The 17,619-nt window shown below is 49.8% G+C and carries 11 protein-coding genes; 4 read left to right on the top strand and 7 right to left on the bottom strand.

What is annotated here, in order from left to right:
- Window positions 1-21: 21 nt before the first annotated feature.
- On the bottom strand, window positions 22-2,580 hold the full coding sequence (locus AC1DWB_RS27065) for a winged helix-turn-helix domain-containing protein (RefSeq protein WP_477544209.1): 2,559 nt from the start codon (window positions 2,578-2,580) through the stop codon (window positions 22-24).
- A gap of 293 nt (window positions 2,581-2,873) precedes the next feature.
- Window positions 2,874-3,653: a TetR/AcrR family transcriptional regulator gene (locus AC1DWB_RS27060; RefSeq protein ID WP_477544208.1), complete on the bottom strand. Its 780-nt coding sequence runs from the start codon at window positions 3,651-3,653 to the stop codon at window positions 2,874-2,876.
- A gap of 195 nt (window positions 3,654-3,848) precedes the next feature.
- On the opposite strand from AC1DWB_RS27060, the gene AC1DWB_RS27055 reads away from it, so the two are divergent.
- From AC1DWB_RS27055 to AC1DWB_RS27045, 3 genes are read left to right on the top strand one after another with little or no spacing between them, the layout of a single operon-like run.
- Window positions 3,849-6,035, top strand: coding sequence for a sigma-70 family RNA polymerase sigma factor (locus AC1DWB_RS27055; protein ID WP_477544207.1), 2,187 nt, complete (start codon window positions 3,849-3,851; stop codon window positions 6,033-6,035).
- A 1-nt stretch (window position 6,036) separates the two neighbouring features.
- Window positions 6,037-6,273, top strand: coding sequence for a VOC family protein (locus AC1DWB_RS27050; protein WP_477544206.1), 237 nt, complete (start codon window positions 6,037-6,039; stop codon window positions 6,271-6,273).
- A gap of 25 nt (window positions 6,274-6,298) precedes the next feature.
- A complete protein-coding gene (locus tag AC1DWB_RS27045) occupies window positions 6,299-6,697 on the top strand; it encodes a VOC family protein (RefSeq protein WP_477544205.1) in 399 nt (132 codons plus the stop codon).
- Window positions 6,698-7,051: 354 nt separating this feature from the next.
- Here the strand turns inward: AC1DWB_RS27045 and AC1DWB_RS27040 are convergent, their stop codons facing one another.
- The 4 genes from AC1DWB_RS27040 to AC1DWB_RS27025 form a co-directional block, all read right to left on the bottom strand.
- Window positions 7,052-7,984, bottom strand: coding sequence for a phosphotransferase family protein (locus tag AC1DWB_RS27040; protein ID WP_477544204.1), 933 nt, complete (start codon window positions 7,982-7,984; stop codon window positions 7,052-7,054).
- 182 nt (window positions 7,985-8,166) lie between these two features.
- The gene (locus tag AC1DWB_RS27035; RefSeq protein WP_477544203.1) at window positions 8,167-13,704 is read right to left on the bottom strand and encodes a fibronectin type III domain-containing protein; all 5,538 of its coding nucleotides are present in this window, start codon (window positions 13,702-13,704) and stop codon (window positions 8,167-8,169) included.
- A gap of 300 nt (window positions 13,705-14,004) precedes the next feature.
- On the bottom strand, window positions 14,005-14,391 hold the full coding sequence (locus AC1DWB_RS27030) for an iron chaperone (RefSeq protein WP_477544202.1): 387 nt from the start codon (window positions 14,389-14,391) through the stop codon (window positions 14,005-14,007).
- A gap of 320 nt (window positions 14,392-14,711) precedes the next feature.
- Complete coding sequence (locus AC1DWB_RS27025) at window positions 14,712-15,083, bottom strand: MerR family transcriptional regulator (protein WP_477544201.1); 372 nt, start codon at window positions 15,081-15,083, stop codon at window positions 14,712-14,714.
- 143 nt (window positions 15,084-15,226) lie between these two features.
- On the opposite strand from AC1DWB_RS27025, the gene AC1DWB_RS27020 reads away from it, so the two are divergent.
- Complete coding sequence (locus AC1DWB_RS27020) at window positions 15,227-15,985, top strand: SDR family NAD(P)-dependent oxidoreductase (RefSeq protein ID WP_477544200.1); 759 nt, start codon at window positions 15,227-15,229, stop codon at window positions 15,983-15,985.
- Window positions 15,986-16,202: 217 nt separating this feature from the next.
- Here the strand turns inward: AC1DWB_RS27020 and AC1DWB_RS27015 are convergent.
- Window positions 16,203-17,619, bottom strand: a 1,417-nt coding sequence (locus AC1DWB_RS27015) for a methyl-accepting chemotaxis protein (protein ID WP_477544199.1), incomplete at its 5' end; no start/stop codon positions are given.

Below are 17,619 nucleotides of genomic sequence, written 5' to 3'. Positions count from 1 at the left end.
CAATAATATGGGGGATAAGCTCTATGTAAGTGTTTCTAGTTGTTGGACAAGCTGTAGCGCTTGTACCCGATTGTTCACGCCAAGCTTTCTATACATATTTTTGATATGCGACTTTACGGTTTCGCTCGTGATGTTCAGGTGATGGGCCACTTCTTTGTTCGACAATCCACTACCTATTAATAGTAATATTCTCACTTCTTGCTCCGTTAGGGTTTCTTTAAGTGATCGTTCCTCTTCTGACGTGACATTCATAGCTTGAAGCAGCTGCTTCACATAGGCCATGGAAACCGGAGGATTACTTCTGGAGTTGCCGCCTCGCTGTATCTTCAAATACGAGGATAGCATCTCCGCCATCATCGGGCCTTCGTCTATGAAGCTGCGAATGTAGCCCTCTGGTTCCGCCAAGTGCAGAGCCGTCTCCAGCTTCAAGAGAGCGGCCTCTGATTGACCCGCCCGCTGGAGATTTATACTTTGCAGAATCACTACTTTGATTCGATCGCGCAGACGGTCTTCCTCGTGTAATACAACATACAATCGATCCAAGAGGTACGACGCTTCTTCTGTTCGTTCGCACTCGACAAGAACTCTGGCCAAAGCTAGATGCTCGGCCATACGATTCAAGGAAACCTCATCCGTATGCGCCAGACCGCACCTCTGCAGCCAATCCAGAGCATACTGAGGGGAGCCTTGCTGAAGAGCAAGGTTAACTTGCTCGGCCTCGATCTTCAACGCAAATAATTCATGATCGGGGGAGTCAATCTGCGATTTCAACTGCGTGAGCAGCTCTAAGGCCTGATTCGGATTGCCTTTGGCTTGCTGAATCCGCGAAGCGCTAACGGCCGTATGAATCAGAATTCTCGCAAAAGGCTTCATGTCCTTGCGTCCTAGAACCCGATTGATATACAACTCCGCCTCTTCCAGCCGATTCCACTCGTATAGTAGTTTGCTATAAGAAGCGCATAATAGACCGAAGAAAKGATACTCTTGTTTATGTTCCCAAGTGGTAATCCATTTCAATAAGAATGCATCCGCTGCATGGAGATCATTGATGAACGCCAAATGATCGTCGAACGAATCATAACCTTGATATCGGTTACGCCCCATCGTTTGAAAGAAGCTACCTTCCGGCATATATCGTTCTACCCACTCGAAGTCATCCGATGTTCGATCCAGATCTTTTTGCAGATAAGCGGTGATCGCACTGAAAAAGTGAATATTGCCCATCACCCGGCTCCACTCCGCATCAGGTATTCTCCCCTGCAGCGATTGAAACCGGACTTTGGCTTGCTCCACTCGGTTGAATGCCGTTTCCCAATGTCCGACTCCGAGCAAAACAGATATATAAAACAGTTCGATCATGGGCTTCTCCGCAAGGGAGTTCTCCGGCAAGACGGACACCCATCTGATCAAGGAAACACTTTTCAATTGAACTAAAGTATGAAGGTTTTTCTCGATCAACCGGACAGCATCCGCGAACTGTTTCCCTTCTAAATAATGCTCCACCGCCTCTTCATCCAACCCATGCTTCTCCAACCAATGCGCCGCGTCAATATGGGCTTGTCCCCATTTGCCCGGATCGGTTCGGAACAAGATGCGCTTCAGAAAATCAGATAGCAATTGATGATACCTGTACCAGCTCCTCTGATCGTCCAGCGAGATGATAAACAAGTTCAACTGCTCCAGCTTTTCCAGTTGCTCTTGACCGTTCATAAGACCCGTTACAGCGTCGCATAAAGAACGGTTCATTCGGGTTAAGATGGACGTCTTCAATAAAAAGTCGCGCGTTGACTCCGATTGATGACGAAACACTTCTTCCAGTAAATAATCAGAGATATGATGTTGATGACCGCTGAATTGATGAATGGACTGTGTTATATTAGTGCTGCGCTTCAGAGTGAGTGCCGCCAGCTGCAGCCCGCTGATCCAGCCTTCTGTCTGATGGAACAGCTCCGTCACCTGCTCCTTCGATAGCAATAAATCCGTTGTATCCCGGAAGAAGACGAGCCCTTCATCCAGTTGAAACTTCAGATCTTGCATATCGACTCGATGTAATTCACCTTTTGCCAAAAGCCTGGTGGTAGGTATCGCCAAGTCTGTACGACTTGCAATATATAGATGGATATGGGGAGGCAGATACTCAATCAGATAGCTCAAAGATTGGTGAATATCAGCAAGCTCAATCAACTGATAATCGTCGAGAACGATCATCAGTTCACTAGTTACTCGATCTAACTCATTCAAGAGCGCTGTGATTGTAGTCTCCGCAGACACCGAAGGTCCCTTCTCAAGAAGAGAACGGACGTCCATGCCGAACCCGGGAACTCTCTCCTGGATGGAAGCTGTGACGTAATTCCAGAACTGAATCCAATCATTATCCTGCTTATCTAATGAAACCCACGCCACAAGGCTATTACATTGTTTTACCCATTCACTTAACGCTGTTGTTTTCCCGTAACCAGCCTGTGCGGAAACAAGCGTTAGTTTGGCTACCGTCCCCTCATTAAGCTTGCGCATTAACCTCGGACGGGATACCAAAGGTTTACGTGCTTGGGGGATATGAAGTTTGGTACTTACAAGCAATGGAAATCCCTCCGTAAACCATGATGCGATAGGTGGAAACCAACTTTATTTATATAGAAGGATATGATTTAGCAACACATTCCTTCATTATACTGGCAGTTACCTCTTTATTCCATAATTCGATTATTCTCGGGTAAATAGTCCCCCTCTCTCAAATGAAATTAGGAATAAAGGATGATTTATGTAAGTACGATCAATAGTTCTACTAACCTAGTTTGGTGGATATGTGGTTCCATAACAAAAAGAACAGCGGGTTCGAATAGATCGAGCCCAACTGTTCTTTCTTAGGCGTATCACTTATTACGAGCGAGGTAATGCTCGATCCCATCCAGAATCCGTTCCAGACCGAAGTCAAAGTCATTACCAACCGTATTGTCGACCTCATTCGCTCCGGTGTACACGCCAGAGGCGACAACGGCGTGTAGATCCGGGAATCGCTCCGGTTTGACCAGTTGCTGAAGCGCTGCGGTATAGTCCAGTCCACTGAAGGCTTCAGGACTGGAGCCTGCTCGAATGGCACGGTCCATATCACTCTGAATCATCCCGGACGATCTCGCATAACTGCTTAACAATAGAGTGATGGACATTTTCTCATAGTCATTCAATGCGAGATTCCGCATGGACCGCAACACCCAGTCAATAATCTGAAGATTGTTGGGTGTAACCGGGGTACCGGTAATCGGGAGATCACCGAACCAGGGGTGTTCTCGAATCATATGAATACACGCCCTTACATACTCCCGCATGCTTCCCCGCCAATCTGTTACAGGCTCATCCGGTGGAATGGGAAACTTACACACCGCGTCCTGCATGAGCAGCAGAAGGTCCTCCTTACTCGTAATGTACCTATAGAGTGACATGGTGGAGAACCCTAGGGATTGAGCAACCCGATTCATAGAAACTGCAGGGAGACCATCTTTGTCGGCTAGTGCGATTGCCGCATCGACAATCTTCGGGATACTGAGTTCGCCCTTTGGCCCTCTTCGCTGTTGTTTGACAATCCCCCAACTCAAGGCAACACCATGAGGTAGATTGTTCACTGCTTCATTATTCAACCGATCATCATTTTGCATATAGGCATATCCCCCATAGTTGACTACACTGGAATGGTAGTAGTTTTCGATCCATACTTATCCACGAAACTGTTTACTCAATAAACAGTATATCATATTTTGCAAATCCAGAAAAACTTGCGAGCGACTTTGTTAGATCTGGGGACGGTGCCCGGTCTATAGTTATATAGCCGATAATGAGGGGATAGCGCCAAATTGAACGGACGTGGAAAAGAAGAACAGTCGATAGACGACAATTCGCTGGTAAGTAGAGCCCGGGAGGGCGATGAAGCGGCGTTCACGGAGCTGGTGCAGCGGCATCGCTCGCGGGCGCTCGGCTGGGCCAAGACGATCATGACCGATCATCATCTGGCCGAGGATATCGTGCAGGAAGCGCTCGTACGGGCATTCTTCCACCTCGGCAAGCTGGTCGACATCAGCAGCTTTCTTCCATGGCTGCAGCGGATCGTACGCAATCAGGCGTTGAACAAGGTCAACCTGGCCCATCGCCGAATGGAGCGAACGTTCTCCGCCCTGTCGACAGAGCGGCATGCAGCTCTGAACGTGCAGGTGGACGACTTGGATAGCTTGCTGAATCATTTGGCGCAGCGCGGTGTTCAGGCGGCGCAACCGAGCAGCGATCCGGAGCAGATGGCGCTGTACAGCGATTTTATCGCGATGATCCAGTCTTGGCTGCCATGCCTGAGCAAGAAGGAACGCGCGATATTCGAAGCGCACTTCTATCAGCAATTATCGGCAAGGGAAATCGCCGATTTGCTGGAGACCACAACGGCGAATGTGTACATGTCCTTGTCCCGTTCCCGGCAAAAGCTAATGAAAGAGCGGTTCCGTGAATCCCCTCAACCGGCAATTATAGCTAAGAAGGAGTTGCCTATGCGCCAAGCCAAGCTCGTACTACCCCGGATTCAACAGTCCGATATCAAACAATGGAATTGGATGCAATCGTTCGTCAACTGCGTGTATCATTTGCTGCCTTATGCAAGTAAACACTACTCCCTGACAGAAGTGACCGCCCTGTTCGGCGCCGCCTTCCAGATCAATGTCAGGGCTGCCAACATTGACATATCGGGTCCAGGCATGTTCGATTGGGATACCTTCTTCACGAATGGTCTTGCGAATTTGGGACTTCACTCCTCATATCTGGACATTTACGGCTTCAACTTCAACCCCGACAGAGCCAAGCATGACCAGGAAAACGCGTTAAAACTTGAGGAGTTCCATGAGCGCGGGCTCAACATGATCCGGAACAGTGTGGAACGGGGTTATCCTGCCGTAGTGTTCGATGTGTTCGAAACCGAATTCGCCCTTGTATACGGCTATGATGACAGCAAGCAGGAGCTCTACGCTGTTGACGGCAAAGGCAGTCATACCCTCACTTACGCGAGGTTGGGTCGCGGCAATTCGGCTCATTTATATGTCGTAGCAGTGGACGGCGTGTTTGAGATCGATGCGAGAGCATCGCTAAGGCGGTTGTTTACACGTATCGTCCGGCATGCCAGAGGGGCGGAGTCGACATTCAAGCCCAAATATGTCAATGGTTTCGAGGCTTATGATGCCTGGATCAACACGTTCACAGAGCGCAAGACCGACGAGCTCGGTAATGCATCCAACCTGCTTGTCGTCGGCGAAGGACGCTCTGCGGCGGCGCAGTTTTTCCGGGAATTGGACGAGAAACGGTTGACGGAACGAGAGACATGGCTGGACGAGGCGATCACAGAGATCGCCCGGCAATATGGAGTGGTTGCCGCTAGTTTTGTCGAGCTGCGCGAGATGTTTCCATTCCCCGGAGGCGGTACGCCGAAAGACCCCGTTCAGGCTGACGCTGCTGCTCGCTTATTGCAGCAAGCGAAGGAAGCGGAGATGGCGGCATTGGAGCAGATGGAAGCTGTCCTGCAGCAGTTCGAGGAGGTAGACGGAAAGCTGGAGCCGGCGATCATTGAACTCAATCCCTTTCATTCGTTTCATGTGCCGGACGATCCGCCCGTGCTAGAGCCGGGCGGCGAGACGCAATATGAGGCGGAAGCGGTCTTTGTCTTTTGCAGTGATTTGAAGCAGTCGATCCGCTTTTACAGCCGCTTGTTGGGCGTTCCTATTATGTCGGGGTCTTATGACGGTACTTTCTATGTCTTCCGATTGCCGAACGGGCCGCGTATCGTGCTTCACGATCTTCGGTGTAGTCTGGAGCGTCCCCGGTACATGCTCGTAAGCTCTGATATCCGGTCCTCTTACGAAACCGTGCGGGCGCTTGGCTGCGAAATGCCGATGACGCTCGAAAAGACGCCGCGCAGCATGTATTATTTCGTTTACCGTGCGTTCGAGGGCAACAGTAGCCAGCAAGTCGCTAGACCACTACCCATCCACGGAAGGCCTGCACGCGGATAGCGTGTTCCAGGGATGCGATCCCGCTGTCGAGGCGCAGCTTGTGCTTCATGGCGAGAAGCTGCTCAGCGACGGAACCGCTCCGTTGTTCCGTCTGACGGCCAGGGATCCGGCTGCGGTGCATCAGCATTTGGCAGCATGCGGCATTGTGACGCATAGAGAGATAGGCAGCGGGACGGACAGCAAGGAGACGATGACCTTCTCCGATCCAGACGGCCATCTCCTTGCATGGCAAACATGATCAATAACAAATGGGAGGAAATCAAATGGTTAAAGGCGTGAAGGAAATTGTGCTCGGCATTCCGGTTACAAAGTCGGGGGACTTCATCGAGTATGAAAAGGCGATCGAATGGTATGTGAACGTTCTAGGATTTGAACTTATTTGGAAGATGGGGATTGCCAGTCTTAAACTAGCGTCCGGACAAGAGATTTTACTATTCGGAGTGGATGACGATGAGAACAGCCTCTGGTATACAGGAGATATCAAACCCAATCCGCATTATTCCATACAATTCACAACCGATAACATCGAGGAGTTACTAACCGAGCTAATCAAGAGCGGTGTAGAGGTTGGTGAGATTATTCCCGATGGCGGTGGAGGCGACAGAATAATGATGTTCCATGATCCCTATGGAAATCGTTTCTGGGCAATCGAAGATAAGTAATGAAATCGGGTAGGAAGGTTTCCAGCCCTCCATGGTGTTGAACCCGCACGTTCGAACACTTCGGAATGCTGCAAAAGTGCAGGATTTCCGCCTCGAACCTGGCCAAGGCTACGGGATTCCTGCAAAATGTGCAGTATTTTATCGACAAGATCTCGATTTCGCCCGACCTACAGCTAAAATGCTGCACTTTCGGAACAATATGATACTTTTCGGGTGCAAACGGAGCAAAATCCTGTACTATGCTATTGCAGCATTCGAACGAATGAGCTCCACAACAAACGCTTGCTGCTTAGTACCAACTTCTCGAATCACTCAAGCCAGTTGCTGGCTTGAGTCTCCATCCTATAAATCAACCTACGACTCCAAACCAAACAAAAAGTCCCGGTGCTGCCGATAAGCATCCGTCCAGCCCATCTTCGCGTAAAATCGGAGGGCGTCCAAGCCCTTGAAATACTGAGCTCCAAGCATTCTTTCCTCAAACTGGTGGATCGCAATCCCGGCCTGCTCTTGATAATCCTGATAAGCCTGCACCACATCAAGCTCGCCCAATGTGCCCCTCAAGGTCGCCAGATCGACCAAATAATCGCCATAGGCACAATTGCCGTCAATGATCCCTGTGATGCGCTGACCGTCCGATAAAATATTCCAAGGGTGAAAGTCCCCATGAATGAAGTGGCGGTGCGGTTCATTGTAGGGGGCGTAAGCCATCAAGCGTTGATAACATTCATCAAACACCTCCCTCTCCAAGCAAGTGGTGCGGAACAGGTCATACCAGCCCTCCCAGAAGTTCCCCGTCTGGTCCTCGGCGAAGAAATGGATGATATAGTCCCTCCATGTCGGGTAGGTGCCCTCTCCATCGGACCGGATCCATCCATATCCGTTGGACGCTCTTACGTCCACACGGTTCATTCGAGTCAAGAGCAGCATCAGCTCCGGAAGCTGGCGTCGCTTTTCCTCGGCGGAGCACTGGATTAGATTGTCGCCCGGCATGCGCTCCAAGATGGAGTAATGAAGGGGCCCAGCCCCTCCTTGACCCAGACACCTAGGAAAAGGAATGCCCTGACCCGACAAGAGCTCCGCTACGAAACGTTCCGTGTCATACGCCCCCTCCAAATCACTAAACTTGATTACTCCACCCTGACCTCCATACTCGAAGCCGAACACCCGGCTTAAGTTGCCGCCTTGTATCGGTTCAATCCTTTTCACATCCGCCCGCAAGTGATCCCTTAATACCCGTTCTACCTCCGTTAGAGGCAAGCTTGGTTTCTCGTAAATGGTCATCTTCATCTGCATCCTTTCCTAATAAACCTCATCCTCTCATTCTCCATGAGGAATTCGCTTGCAGCAAGGTAGAGTTTGGCTTTACTCATTTCCGCATCAAAAAGACTCAAGCCAGTTGCTGGCTTGAGTCTCAATCGTATACTTACACCGCGTCCCACATGCCACTTCCTAATATCCGGCGGATTCACCTAAATCAGGTCGGACTTTTGCAGCAATCGTTGGATAATCGCGGCAACCTCCGCTCTAGTCATAGCATCTTTCGGAGCTAGCTCCGTCATGCTTCTTCCCGATACAATCCCTGCCTGAATACTATCAGCCATACTGCTTCTCGCCCATGTAGACACCACAGCCGCATCCGTATAGGGGCTAAGGGTCCCGTCTGTCGATGGAGCAGATAGCTTGTCTCTCAAGCTCGTAATCGTCATCGCTTTGGCGAGAATGACCATCGCTTGTTCACGAGTAATCTTGTCATTCGGTCGGAAGGTTCCGTCCTCGAATCCATCGATTAAGTGGTACGTATAGGCTGTATTAATGGCACCGTTGTACCAATCTGTCGCTTTCAAGTCGGAGAAAGTACTCGCTCCCTTCTCCGACTTGAGCCCCAGTCCGCGAACCAGGATAGCTGCAAATTCAGCGCGGGTAATGTCTTGATCAGGATTGAACATGCCTTTACCTGTGCCTTCCACGACCATCCGCGAGCCCATATCGTTAACGGCATTTTTCGCCCAATGTTGAGCAACATCACTGAATTCGAGTTGATGCGATACGACTGAATACGTACTGTTGGTTAAGCTACTGATGATTGCGTAATATTTGCCATCGTTCTTTACAATCTTGGTCGGCACATGTCGTACCGTTCCATCCGGTTCAATGACAATGCCAGTCGTTATCTTGCTCGGGTCCACGCCATCTGGAATCGCAATTGTTCTCTTCACATAGGCGTTAAATTTCGTTATTTCGACAGTAGTACCCCCATAAGTGCCCCTTACGGTAAAGTTCACCGGCGAGACAACTAGCGTGAACATGCCTCTGTCTGCTGCATCCTCCACTATCTTCACTGTATCATCTGCCGGAACGGCGATCTCGATCTGCACCTTGATGTCTTGCAAAGCGATCGACATTCCCATCTGGTTGGATAAGGAGTCGATGTTAAATTGCTGAGCAGGGAGTGTATATGTTGCACTTTCCGTTTTTATTTCCAAAATCGCTTGTTTGTTTTCCATGTTTTTGATCATTTGACCGTTCAGTTCACCTACGACCACATCGGACTCGATGTTCACCGGAATGATGACAACTGAGCCCTGACCTTCCGTCGCGAGCTTCTCTTCCAGCTTCTTCTGATCGATAACTATCGTGATTACGGTTTGTTCATTTACTATGGTTGTGGTTGCCGTTCCCGCATGCTCCACCTTGCCATTCACCAGAACGTCCAGTCCAGTTTTTGTCGTCTCCGGTTTATTTGGAGTGGTTGGTGTCGTTATCAGTGGTGGCGTACTGTTGCCGCTGTCGTCGGGTGGTGAACTCGGAATCACGGCGTTGGATACAGATGAGGCTATACTGCTTCCGACACCATTAATGGCTTTCACTGTAAAGGTATAGCTAGTTCCATTGATCAAGCCTGAAATCGTAATCGGACTTGCCGTTCCAGTCATGACCACATTGCCTGGTGAAGCTGTCACCTGATAACTTGTGATGGCACTTCCACCATTGTCGGTTGGGGCGGCAAATGTAATCGTTGCTTGTCCGTCCCCAGCGATGGCGGTAACATTCGTTGGTGCTGCAGCAATCGTTGCCGGAGTGGCATGGGCCTGATTGGATTCCGCACTTAAGCCTCCTGGGTTGCCTGCTTTCACAACGAAGTAATACGTGGTCCCGTTCATCAGATTCTGAACATTGTAGGTCGTGTATGTTACGGTTGTAACGGAAGCAGGGCTATACTGCCCAGAGATCGGCGACATATACAGGCTGTAATAGGTCGCTCCCGTAACCGTGTTCCAGTTCAGTGTGACCTGCCGATCTCCTCCGATCGCTACCAGATTTTGCGGATTCGCAGGGGCATCCGGCAAGTTCACGACTTGCGTTATGTTAAAAGTTACACTCGTCATGTTGTCCGCCGATACCGTGACGGTTGCCGTGTAAGTCCCAGCCGCTAAACCATCTTTCGCCTTGACGGTAAAGCTCGTCGATGGAGCCCCGCTGATAACTAATGAAGCGGGCTGCGTGATTACAAAATCATTGGCATTCAAGCCACTCAGCATTGCATGCAGATTCGTAAGATTGCCTGTGCCGACATTCGAAACCGTGATGATTTTCGTTTCTTGCGCACCTGATGCATAGCCTAAAATAAGTGGGGTGGCGATCTGATCCGTAATCGCTGCAACCATATAGGTTAATGGCGGGTCCGTGGTCACACTTGCCGTATTCGACGTGCCCGCGTTCGTCCCACCCGTCACCACCAGGCGGAAGTCATAGCTCGTTGCTGGGCTCAACCCCGTCACGGTTGCACTCGTCGCACTCGTCGTAATTGTACCTGTAGTAGCGGTGGTCCAGCTGTTCTGGCCGGTTGGCGACTGCTGCAGGACGATCCCCGTCGCTCCGTTAGCCGCTGCCCAACTGAACGATGCGGTAGTGATCGACTTCCCCGTACTCACGAAATCGACAATCGGCACAGCATCCATCGTCGCACTCGCGGTATTCGAGATGCCTGCGTTCGCTCCACCCGTGACCACCAGGCGGAAGTCGTAGCTCGTCACCGGGCTCAAGCCCGTTACGGTTGCGCTAGTCGCATTCGTCGCAATTGTTCCGGTCACGGCGGTGGTCCAGCTATTCTGGCCGGCTGGAGACTGCTCGATGATGATGCCCGTCGCTCCGCTCGCTGCCGTCCAGCTGAATGAGGCGGTGGTGCTCGTCTTCCCCATGTTCGCGAAGTTAGCAATCGGCACAGCATCTGTCATTGCAGTTGCCGTATTCGAGTTACCTGCGTTCGCTCCACCCGTGACCACCAGACGGAAGTCATAGCTTGTAGCTGGGCTCAAGCCCGTCACGGTTGCGCTCATCGCATTCGTCGCGATTGCACCAGTGATAGCGGTCGTCCAGCTACTCTGGCCGGTTGGCGACTGTTGCAGGACGACTCCCGTCGCTCCGATCGCCGCTGTCCAACTGAACGATGCGGTGGTACCCGTCTTCCCCGTGCTCGCCAAGTCAGCAAGTGGCACGGCATCTGTCGTCGCACTTGCCGTATTCGACGTACCCGCGTTCGCTCCTCCGGTTACCACCAGGCGGAAGTCATAGCTCGTAGCCAGGCTCAAGCTCGTCACGGTTGCGCTCGTCGCACTCATTGCAATCGCTCCTGCAGTCGCCGCGGTCCAGCTGTTCTGACCGGATGGAGACTGCTGCAGAACGATCCCTGTCGCTCCGCTCGCTGCTGTCCAACTGAATGAGGCTGTGGTGCTTGTCTTCCCTGTGCTCGCGAAGTCTGTAAGCGGCACGGCATCCGTCGTCGCACTCGCCGGATTCGAGATGCCGGCGTTCGCTCCACCCGTAACCACCAGGCGGAAATCGTAGCCCGTCGCCGGGCTCAAGCCCGTCACGGTTGCGCTCGTCGCACTCGTCGTAATTGTTCCAGTCGCCGCCATGGTCCAGCTGTACTGGCCGGCTGGCGACTGTTCGATGACGAGGCCCGACGCTCCATTCGCCGCTGTCCAACTGAACGAGGCTGTATCGCTCGTCTTCCCCGTGGTCGCGAAGTTAGCAATCGGTACCGCATCTGTCGAAGCAGTTGCCGTATTCGAGGTGCCCGCGTTCGCTCCACCCGTGATCACCAAGCGGAAATCGTAGCTCGTTACCGGGCTCAACCCCGTCACAGTTGCGTTCGTGGCATTCGTCGCGATTGCACCAATGGTAGCGGTGGTCCAGCTATTCTGACCGGTTGGAGACTGCTGCAGAACGATCCCTGTCGCTCCGCTCGCCGCTGTCCAGCTGAATGAGGCCGTTGTGCCCGTTTTCCCCGTGCTTGCGAAGTTAGCGATTGGCACGGCATCTGTCGTCGCACTTGCCGTATTCGACGTACCCGCGTTCGCTCCTCCGGTTACCACCAGGCGGAAGTCATAGCTCGTAAACGCACTCAACCCCGTCACGGTTGCGCTCGTCGCATTCGGCGCAATTGTCCCGGTCGCAGCCATGGTCCAGTTGTTCTGACCCGTTGGAGACTGCTGCAGAACGATCCCTGTCGCTCCGCTAGCCGCCGTCCAGCTGAATGAGGCGGTGGTACCCGTCTTCCCCGTGTTCGTGAAGTTAGTGATTGGTACAGCATTTGTCGTCGCACTTGCCGTATTCGAGGTACCTGCGTTCGCTCCACCCGAGACCACCAGGCGGAAGTCATAGCTCGTAAACGCACTCAACCCCGTCACGGTTGCGCTCGTCGCACTCATTGCAATCGCTCCTGTAGTCGCCGCGGTCCAACTACTCTGACCCGCTGGAGACTGCTGCAGAACGATCCCTGTCGCTCCGCTAGCCGCCGTCCAGCTGAATGAGGCTGTGGTGCCCGTCTTCCCCGTGGTCGCGAAGTTAGCAATCGGTACCACATCTGTCGTAGCAGTTGCCGTATTCGAGTTACCTGCGTTCGCTCCACCCGTGACCACCAGCCGGAAGTCGTAGCTCGTAAACGCACTCAACCCCGTCACGGTTGCGCTCGTCGCACTCGTCGCAATCGCTCCAGTAGTGGCTGTGGTCCAGCTATTCTGACCCGTTGGAGACTTCTGCAGAACGATCCCCGTCGCTCCGCTCGCCGCTGTCCAGCTGAATGAGGCCGTTGTGCCCGTTTTCCCCGTGCTCACGAAGTTAGATATGGGTACAGCTTCGGTAGTCACACTTACCTTATTCGAGTTACCCGCTTTCGCTCCACCCGTTACCACCAGGCGGAAGTCGTAGCCCGTCAACGGGCTCAACCCTGTCGCGGTTGCGCTCGTCGCATTCCCAGCAATCGCTCCTGTAGTCGCCGTGGTCCAACTGTTCTGACCGGTTGGCGACTGCTGTAGAATGATCCCTGTCGCCCCGCTTGCTGCTGTCCAACTGAATGAGGCGGTAGTGCCCGTCTCCCCTGTGTTCGCGAAGTTGGCGATACTTAGCGGGCCGTCAATCTCGATACTGTTAATCCCGTGCCAACTTATATCACTTGAATAAAGAAGCACAGTATCGACGTTATTATCAAAACTTGCATTTAGCGAGACCGTTTTCGAATAAAATTCATTTACTAAATCAGAAGCTACAAATGATGCGGTTGCAACTTCCACGCCGTCGCGATAACCAACTACGCTGATCTGAATGGGAGCCCCCTCACCATAATTCGCATAAAAGAATCCATTGATCTGAAACTCGGCACCATCCTTTGATTTGATCGCCATGCCTTTAGATCCGCCAGCTAACGCGTAACTTGTAAGCGCATCGAAGTCAGTAGGCCGTTCTAGTTTACTCACTATTCTAGTACCACTGGTGTCGCTAATATTATAGAATTGCAAAGTGAAGCCGGGAATAGCTGTCGTAGAGCCGTCTCCGGTCTCGGCAATCCCATCATCCCAAGRGGTGCTTGCATTCGGGGAGAACGTTACCGTCGTAGGTGTAATAACCGCTAATGCAACCCCCATAAACCGACTATAYCCGGATAAAAGAAGTACACAAAGCAACACCATCAAGCACTTCCTGGAAAATGCTACTGAACCCTTGATCATAATCCACCCTCTCCCATATGAAATCATCTAAAGCAAAGTTTTCCCGAATACACCTAATGAATAATAGGTATAACAACCAAAAGATTTCGACGAATTCTCCCTAATTCCTTTAATTGGAATTCTGACTTCGTCTCGACCGTCTTAATAGCAACTTTCTATATGGTTTTGGACGCAAAAAATGCCCTCTCATTCAGTGAAAGGACAAGTTTCGATTAACATCTAAAGGGTATTTTGCGTTCCTGATTCTTTATAGGTGGTTTATCCGTTTGCTCATTGGACTGTGCTTTCAGACTACGGATCTTACTTCTTCTTAACTTTGCTTTTAGCCTTCTCCAGGTTCTGGGCAACTCTATATTGAACGATCCTACTGATTAATTCATAGGGCAATGGCTTATCCATTGGAAACCGAATAGCTCCTTTGGACCGTTGATACTCCTTTAATTCCTCTTCAAATTCAATAATCCCGCTCGGAGCTGGATAAAACCCGATGTGATGTTTAAAGGCTGCAAAATGCACGAGATTCCCATGGAATTCATAAGTAGGCATTTGATAACTGATCTTTTCCTTGGCGTCCGGTGCTGACTCTTGGATAACCTTCCTTAACGTGCTCAGGATTGCTTGAACCGCAGGAGGAAATGTGGAAATATAGTGATCAATCGACTCATTAGCGATTTTATCTTCTTGCATAGTTGCTCCTTTCCTAAGCCCTCTATTGTATTCAATATATCATATTTAGCCTCTGGCTTAGTATCTATGCGTAAATCATTAGACTATCCATTGTCAAAGAAATCATTGCCCTCCATGACGGATCAATTACCTTGACGAGTGTCCCTTTTGAAAGGACCGTATTCGAGATCCAGCTGCCAAATCATTAGCGTGAACAGTAACGCTGACTTTTTCCTGCATCCAACCAATGTGCCTCAATAGCCCTCACAGGCCTACCTGCCTAGCAATCTCACCCGATATGGGAAGATTAGATTACTTGGATCACTCTTTGTGTTGTCTGCTTAGCCAATGCCTGTCCCTTTAGTAATGAAATTTTTGTAGGCTGCAATTTTGTCGTTCAGCACCTTCTCTGTGGCTGTTAAGTTTCTGATTTGACTCTGAACAGAGTTTCTATGATCTTCGAGAAGGTTCAAGCGGGCTTGGGTCGTATGCTCTCCTTCTAAATATAACTGCGCATATTCTCTGATTTGTGAGATCGGCATTTGGGTTTGTTTCAACCTCATCACAAATCGCAGCCAAGCAAGATTGGAGTCATCATATACTCTTTCTCCATTCGCATTACGTATCGGAGCAATAATCTCTTCCTTTTCATAATATCTCAGTGTATGTGCGGTTATCCCCAATAATTTGGCTACATCGCTGATCGTATACATACAAGCCCCCGAATCTATCTTAATTTTAAGAATCCCCCATAATTATAAAAAACATTTGACTTAGAGTAAACTCTAACCTGTATAATCAAATCGTTGTTGGTTCACCATACATTCTATTCTTGTAGAAAACGGGAGGAAATCACATGAAATATACTGTAGTTACAGGCGCCAGTTCAGGTATAGGTTATGAAACCGCTCTAGCTTTTGCAGCTCGCGGCAAAAACTTAATTGTTGCAGCCCGCAGAAAGGAACAGCTGGAGGAATTAAAGTCTGAAATCACTCGTAACTACCCCGATGTAGATGTCGTCATTCGAGCTACTGACTTATCCGTTTCCGAGAATGCTTATAAGCTATATGAAGGTCTACAAGGGTTCCAAATCGAAACTTGGATCAACAATGCAGGATTTGGCAACTTTGCTTCAGTGGCCCAGCAAGATTTAGATAAAATATCTGCAATGCTGCATCTGAACATTGAATCGTTGACGATACTTTCCTCTCTTTTCGTTCGTGACTACTCCAATGTTGAAGGAACACAATTAATCAACGTTTCATCCGGTGGCGGCTATACGATTGTGGGAAATGCCATTACGTACTGCGCAACTAAGTTCTATGTGAGTGCCTTTACTGAAGGACTCTCTCATGAGTTGAACAGTCAAGGTGCACTTATGCAGGCTAAAGTGTTAGCACCTGCCGCAACAGAAACAGAATTCGCGAAGCGTTCTTTCGATGTCTCGGAATTCGAATATCACGGGACTGTGCCGAAGTTCCATACCGCGAAGGAAATGGCTGGATTCATGCTTGACCTGTATGACAACGATCGCGTTGTGGGGATTGTGAATGGTTTGACGTACGAGTTCGAGTTGAGAGATACAATTTATAATTATGTGGCGAGCACGCGATAGGCTCATCTCGTAATGGCAAGTTGTGCTTAGTATCGGTGACCGATTAGACCTTTGGGTCAGCCCCATCTTTTATAAAAATTTCGTCCTATTTGTGATAAGGTTCACCTTAACGTGTCTATCGGCGAAAAATAAAGGCACCCGACTGGGTGCCCTACGCAGTTCTCTACTTACTGTCCCACAGTGACCCGAAGCTCCGCGGAATCGATGATCTGCCTTATTATACTTTAAACGTACCGACCAATCGTTCTAACGTATTTGCCAAACCTGTCAAGTTTTGCGCCGCTGCCGCGTTTTCTTCTGCCCCGGCTGAGGTTTGTTCGGTAATGGCTGCCATGGATTGAATCGTTTTATGCACTTCCGAGCTTTGAACGGATTGCTCCTCGCTAGAAGCCGCAATGTCCGTTATGTAGTTGGAAGATGTATTAACCATTTCTACGATATCCTTAAAAGCTGTGTCCGCACGCTGTGCCATTTCATTGCTCTGTTTCACGGCAATGACCGTATCCGCCGTATTTTGCTGAATCGTCTTAATATGAGCAACGATTCTTTTAGTGGCTTCTCCGCTGCGTTCAGCTAATTTTCGCACTTCATCGGCAACAACGGCAAAGCCTTTACCAGAATCGCCAGCTCTTGCGGCTTCAATAGCAGCGTTCAGCGCAAGCAAATTGGTTTGATCGGCAATATCGTCGATCATTTCAACAATATCGCCAATCAGGTTCGACTTCTCGGAAAGATCCCTCATTTTCTCGCTCATATTTTTCATATCGACTAGCGTACTCTGAATGACTTGTCCGCCGTCGTTGGCAACCTGGACCGCTTTTAAAGTGATAGCCGCCGCTTCTTCTGAAGATTTAGCCACGTATTGAATCCCTTCGACCATGGATTCGAATATTTCGTTTACGCTTTCTACAGCTTCCGCCTGCTGCTGGTTACCTGCGGCAATCTCGTTCGTGCTGCTTGAGACTTCACGGCTGCTTTGAGTAAGCATGGTAATTCCGCCAACCACTTGAATAAGCAAATCTTGTAGCTTTGCTACCATTTTATTGAAAGAGGCAGCGATTTCACTAAATTCATCCTTGCCTTTCATCGGTAGTCTTACGGTTAGATCACCTTCACTGCCCGCCAAATTCTCAATCGATAAATTGAGACTCCGGACAGGCAGCAAAATCCGTAAGTAAAATAGAACCATTGTAATGATGATGAAGATGGCAAGCAGTCCTAAGACAACCATGGTTACTACCAGCCATAAGCTTGCTTGCTGTTTAGCAGCCTGTGCCTCATCGGCGGCACGATTATTCATTGTCATCTGGAATTGTTTAATAGGCTCCATGATCGTACTTTTGTTTTTATCATAATTGGCGTCGAACATCAGCTGTCTCGCGCGCTCCAAATCTTTCGCATCCACTGCGTCGAACGCATCAGTCTCGGTTTTAATCAAACTATCAGAATTTTGTTTCGCCTTCTCAATAAGATCCAACTCCTGTTTAGGCGCTCCTAGCTCTTTTAAACGATTAACCACATTGTCTCTCGATTTCGTTACATTTACTTCATTCATATAGTTATTAAAGTGCACTTTATCGCCAGTAACGCTATAAAGTCTTGCTTCGTTTGTCAAATAATCGGATGCATTTACC

It is taken from the genome of Paenibacillus sp. P4_E11, assembly GCF_056401635.1.
Note: the sequence above shows the minus strand (reverse complement) of the source record. Positions and strands in the feature narration are given on the sequence as shown.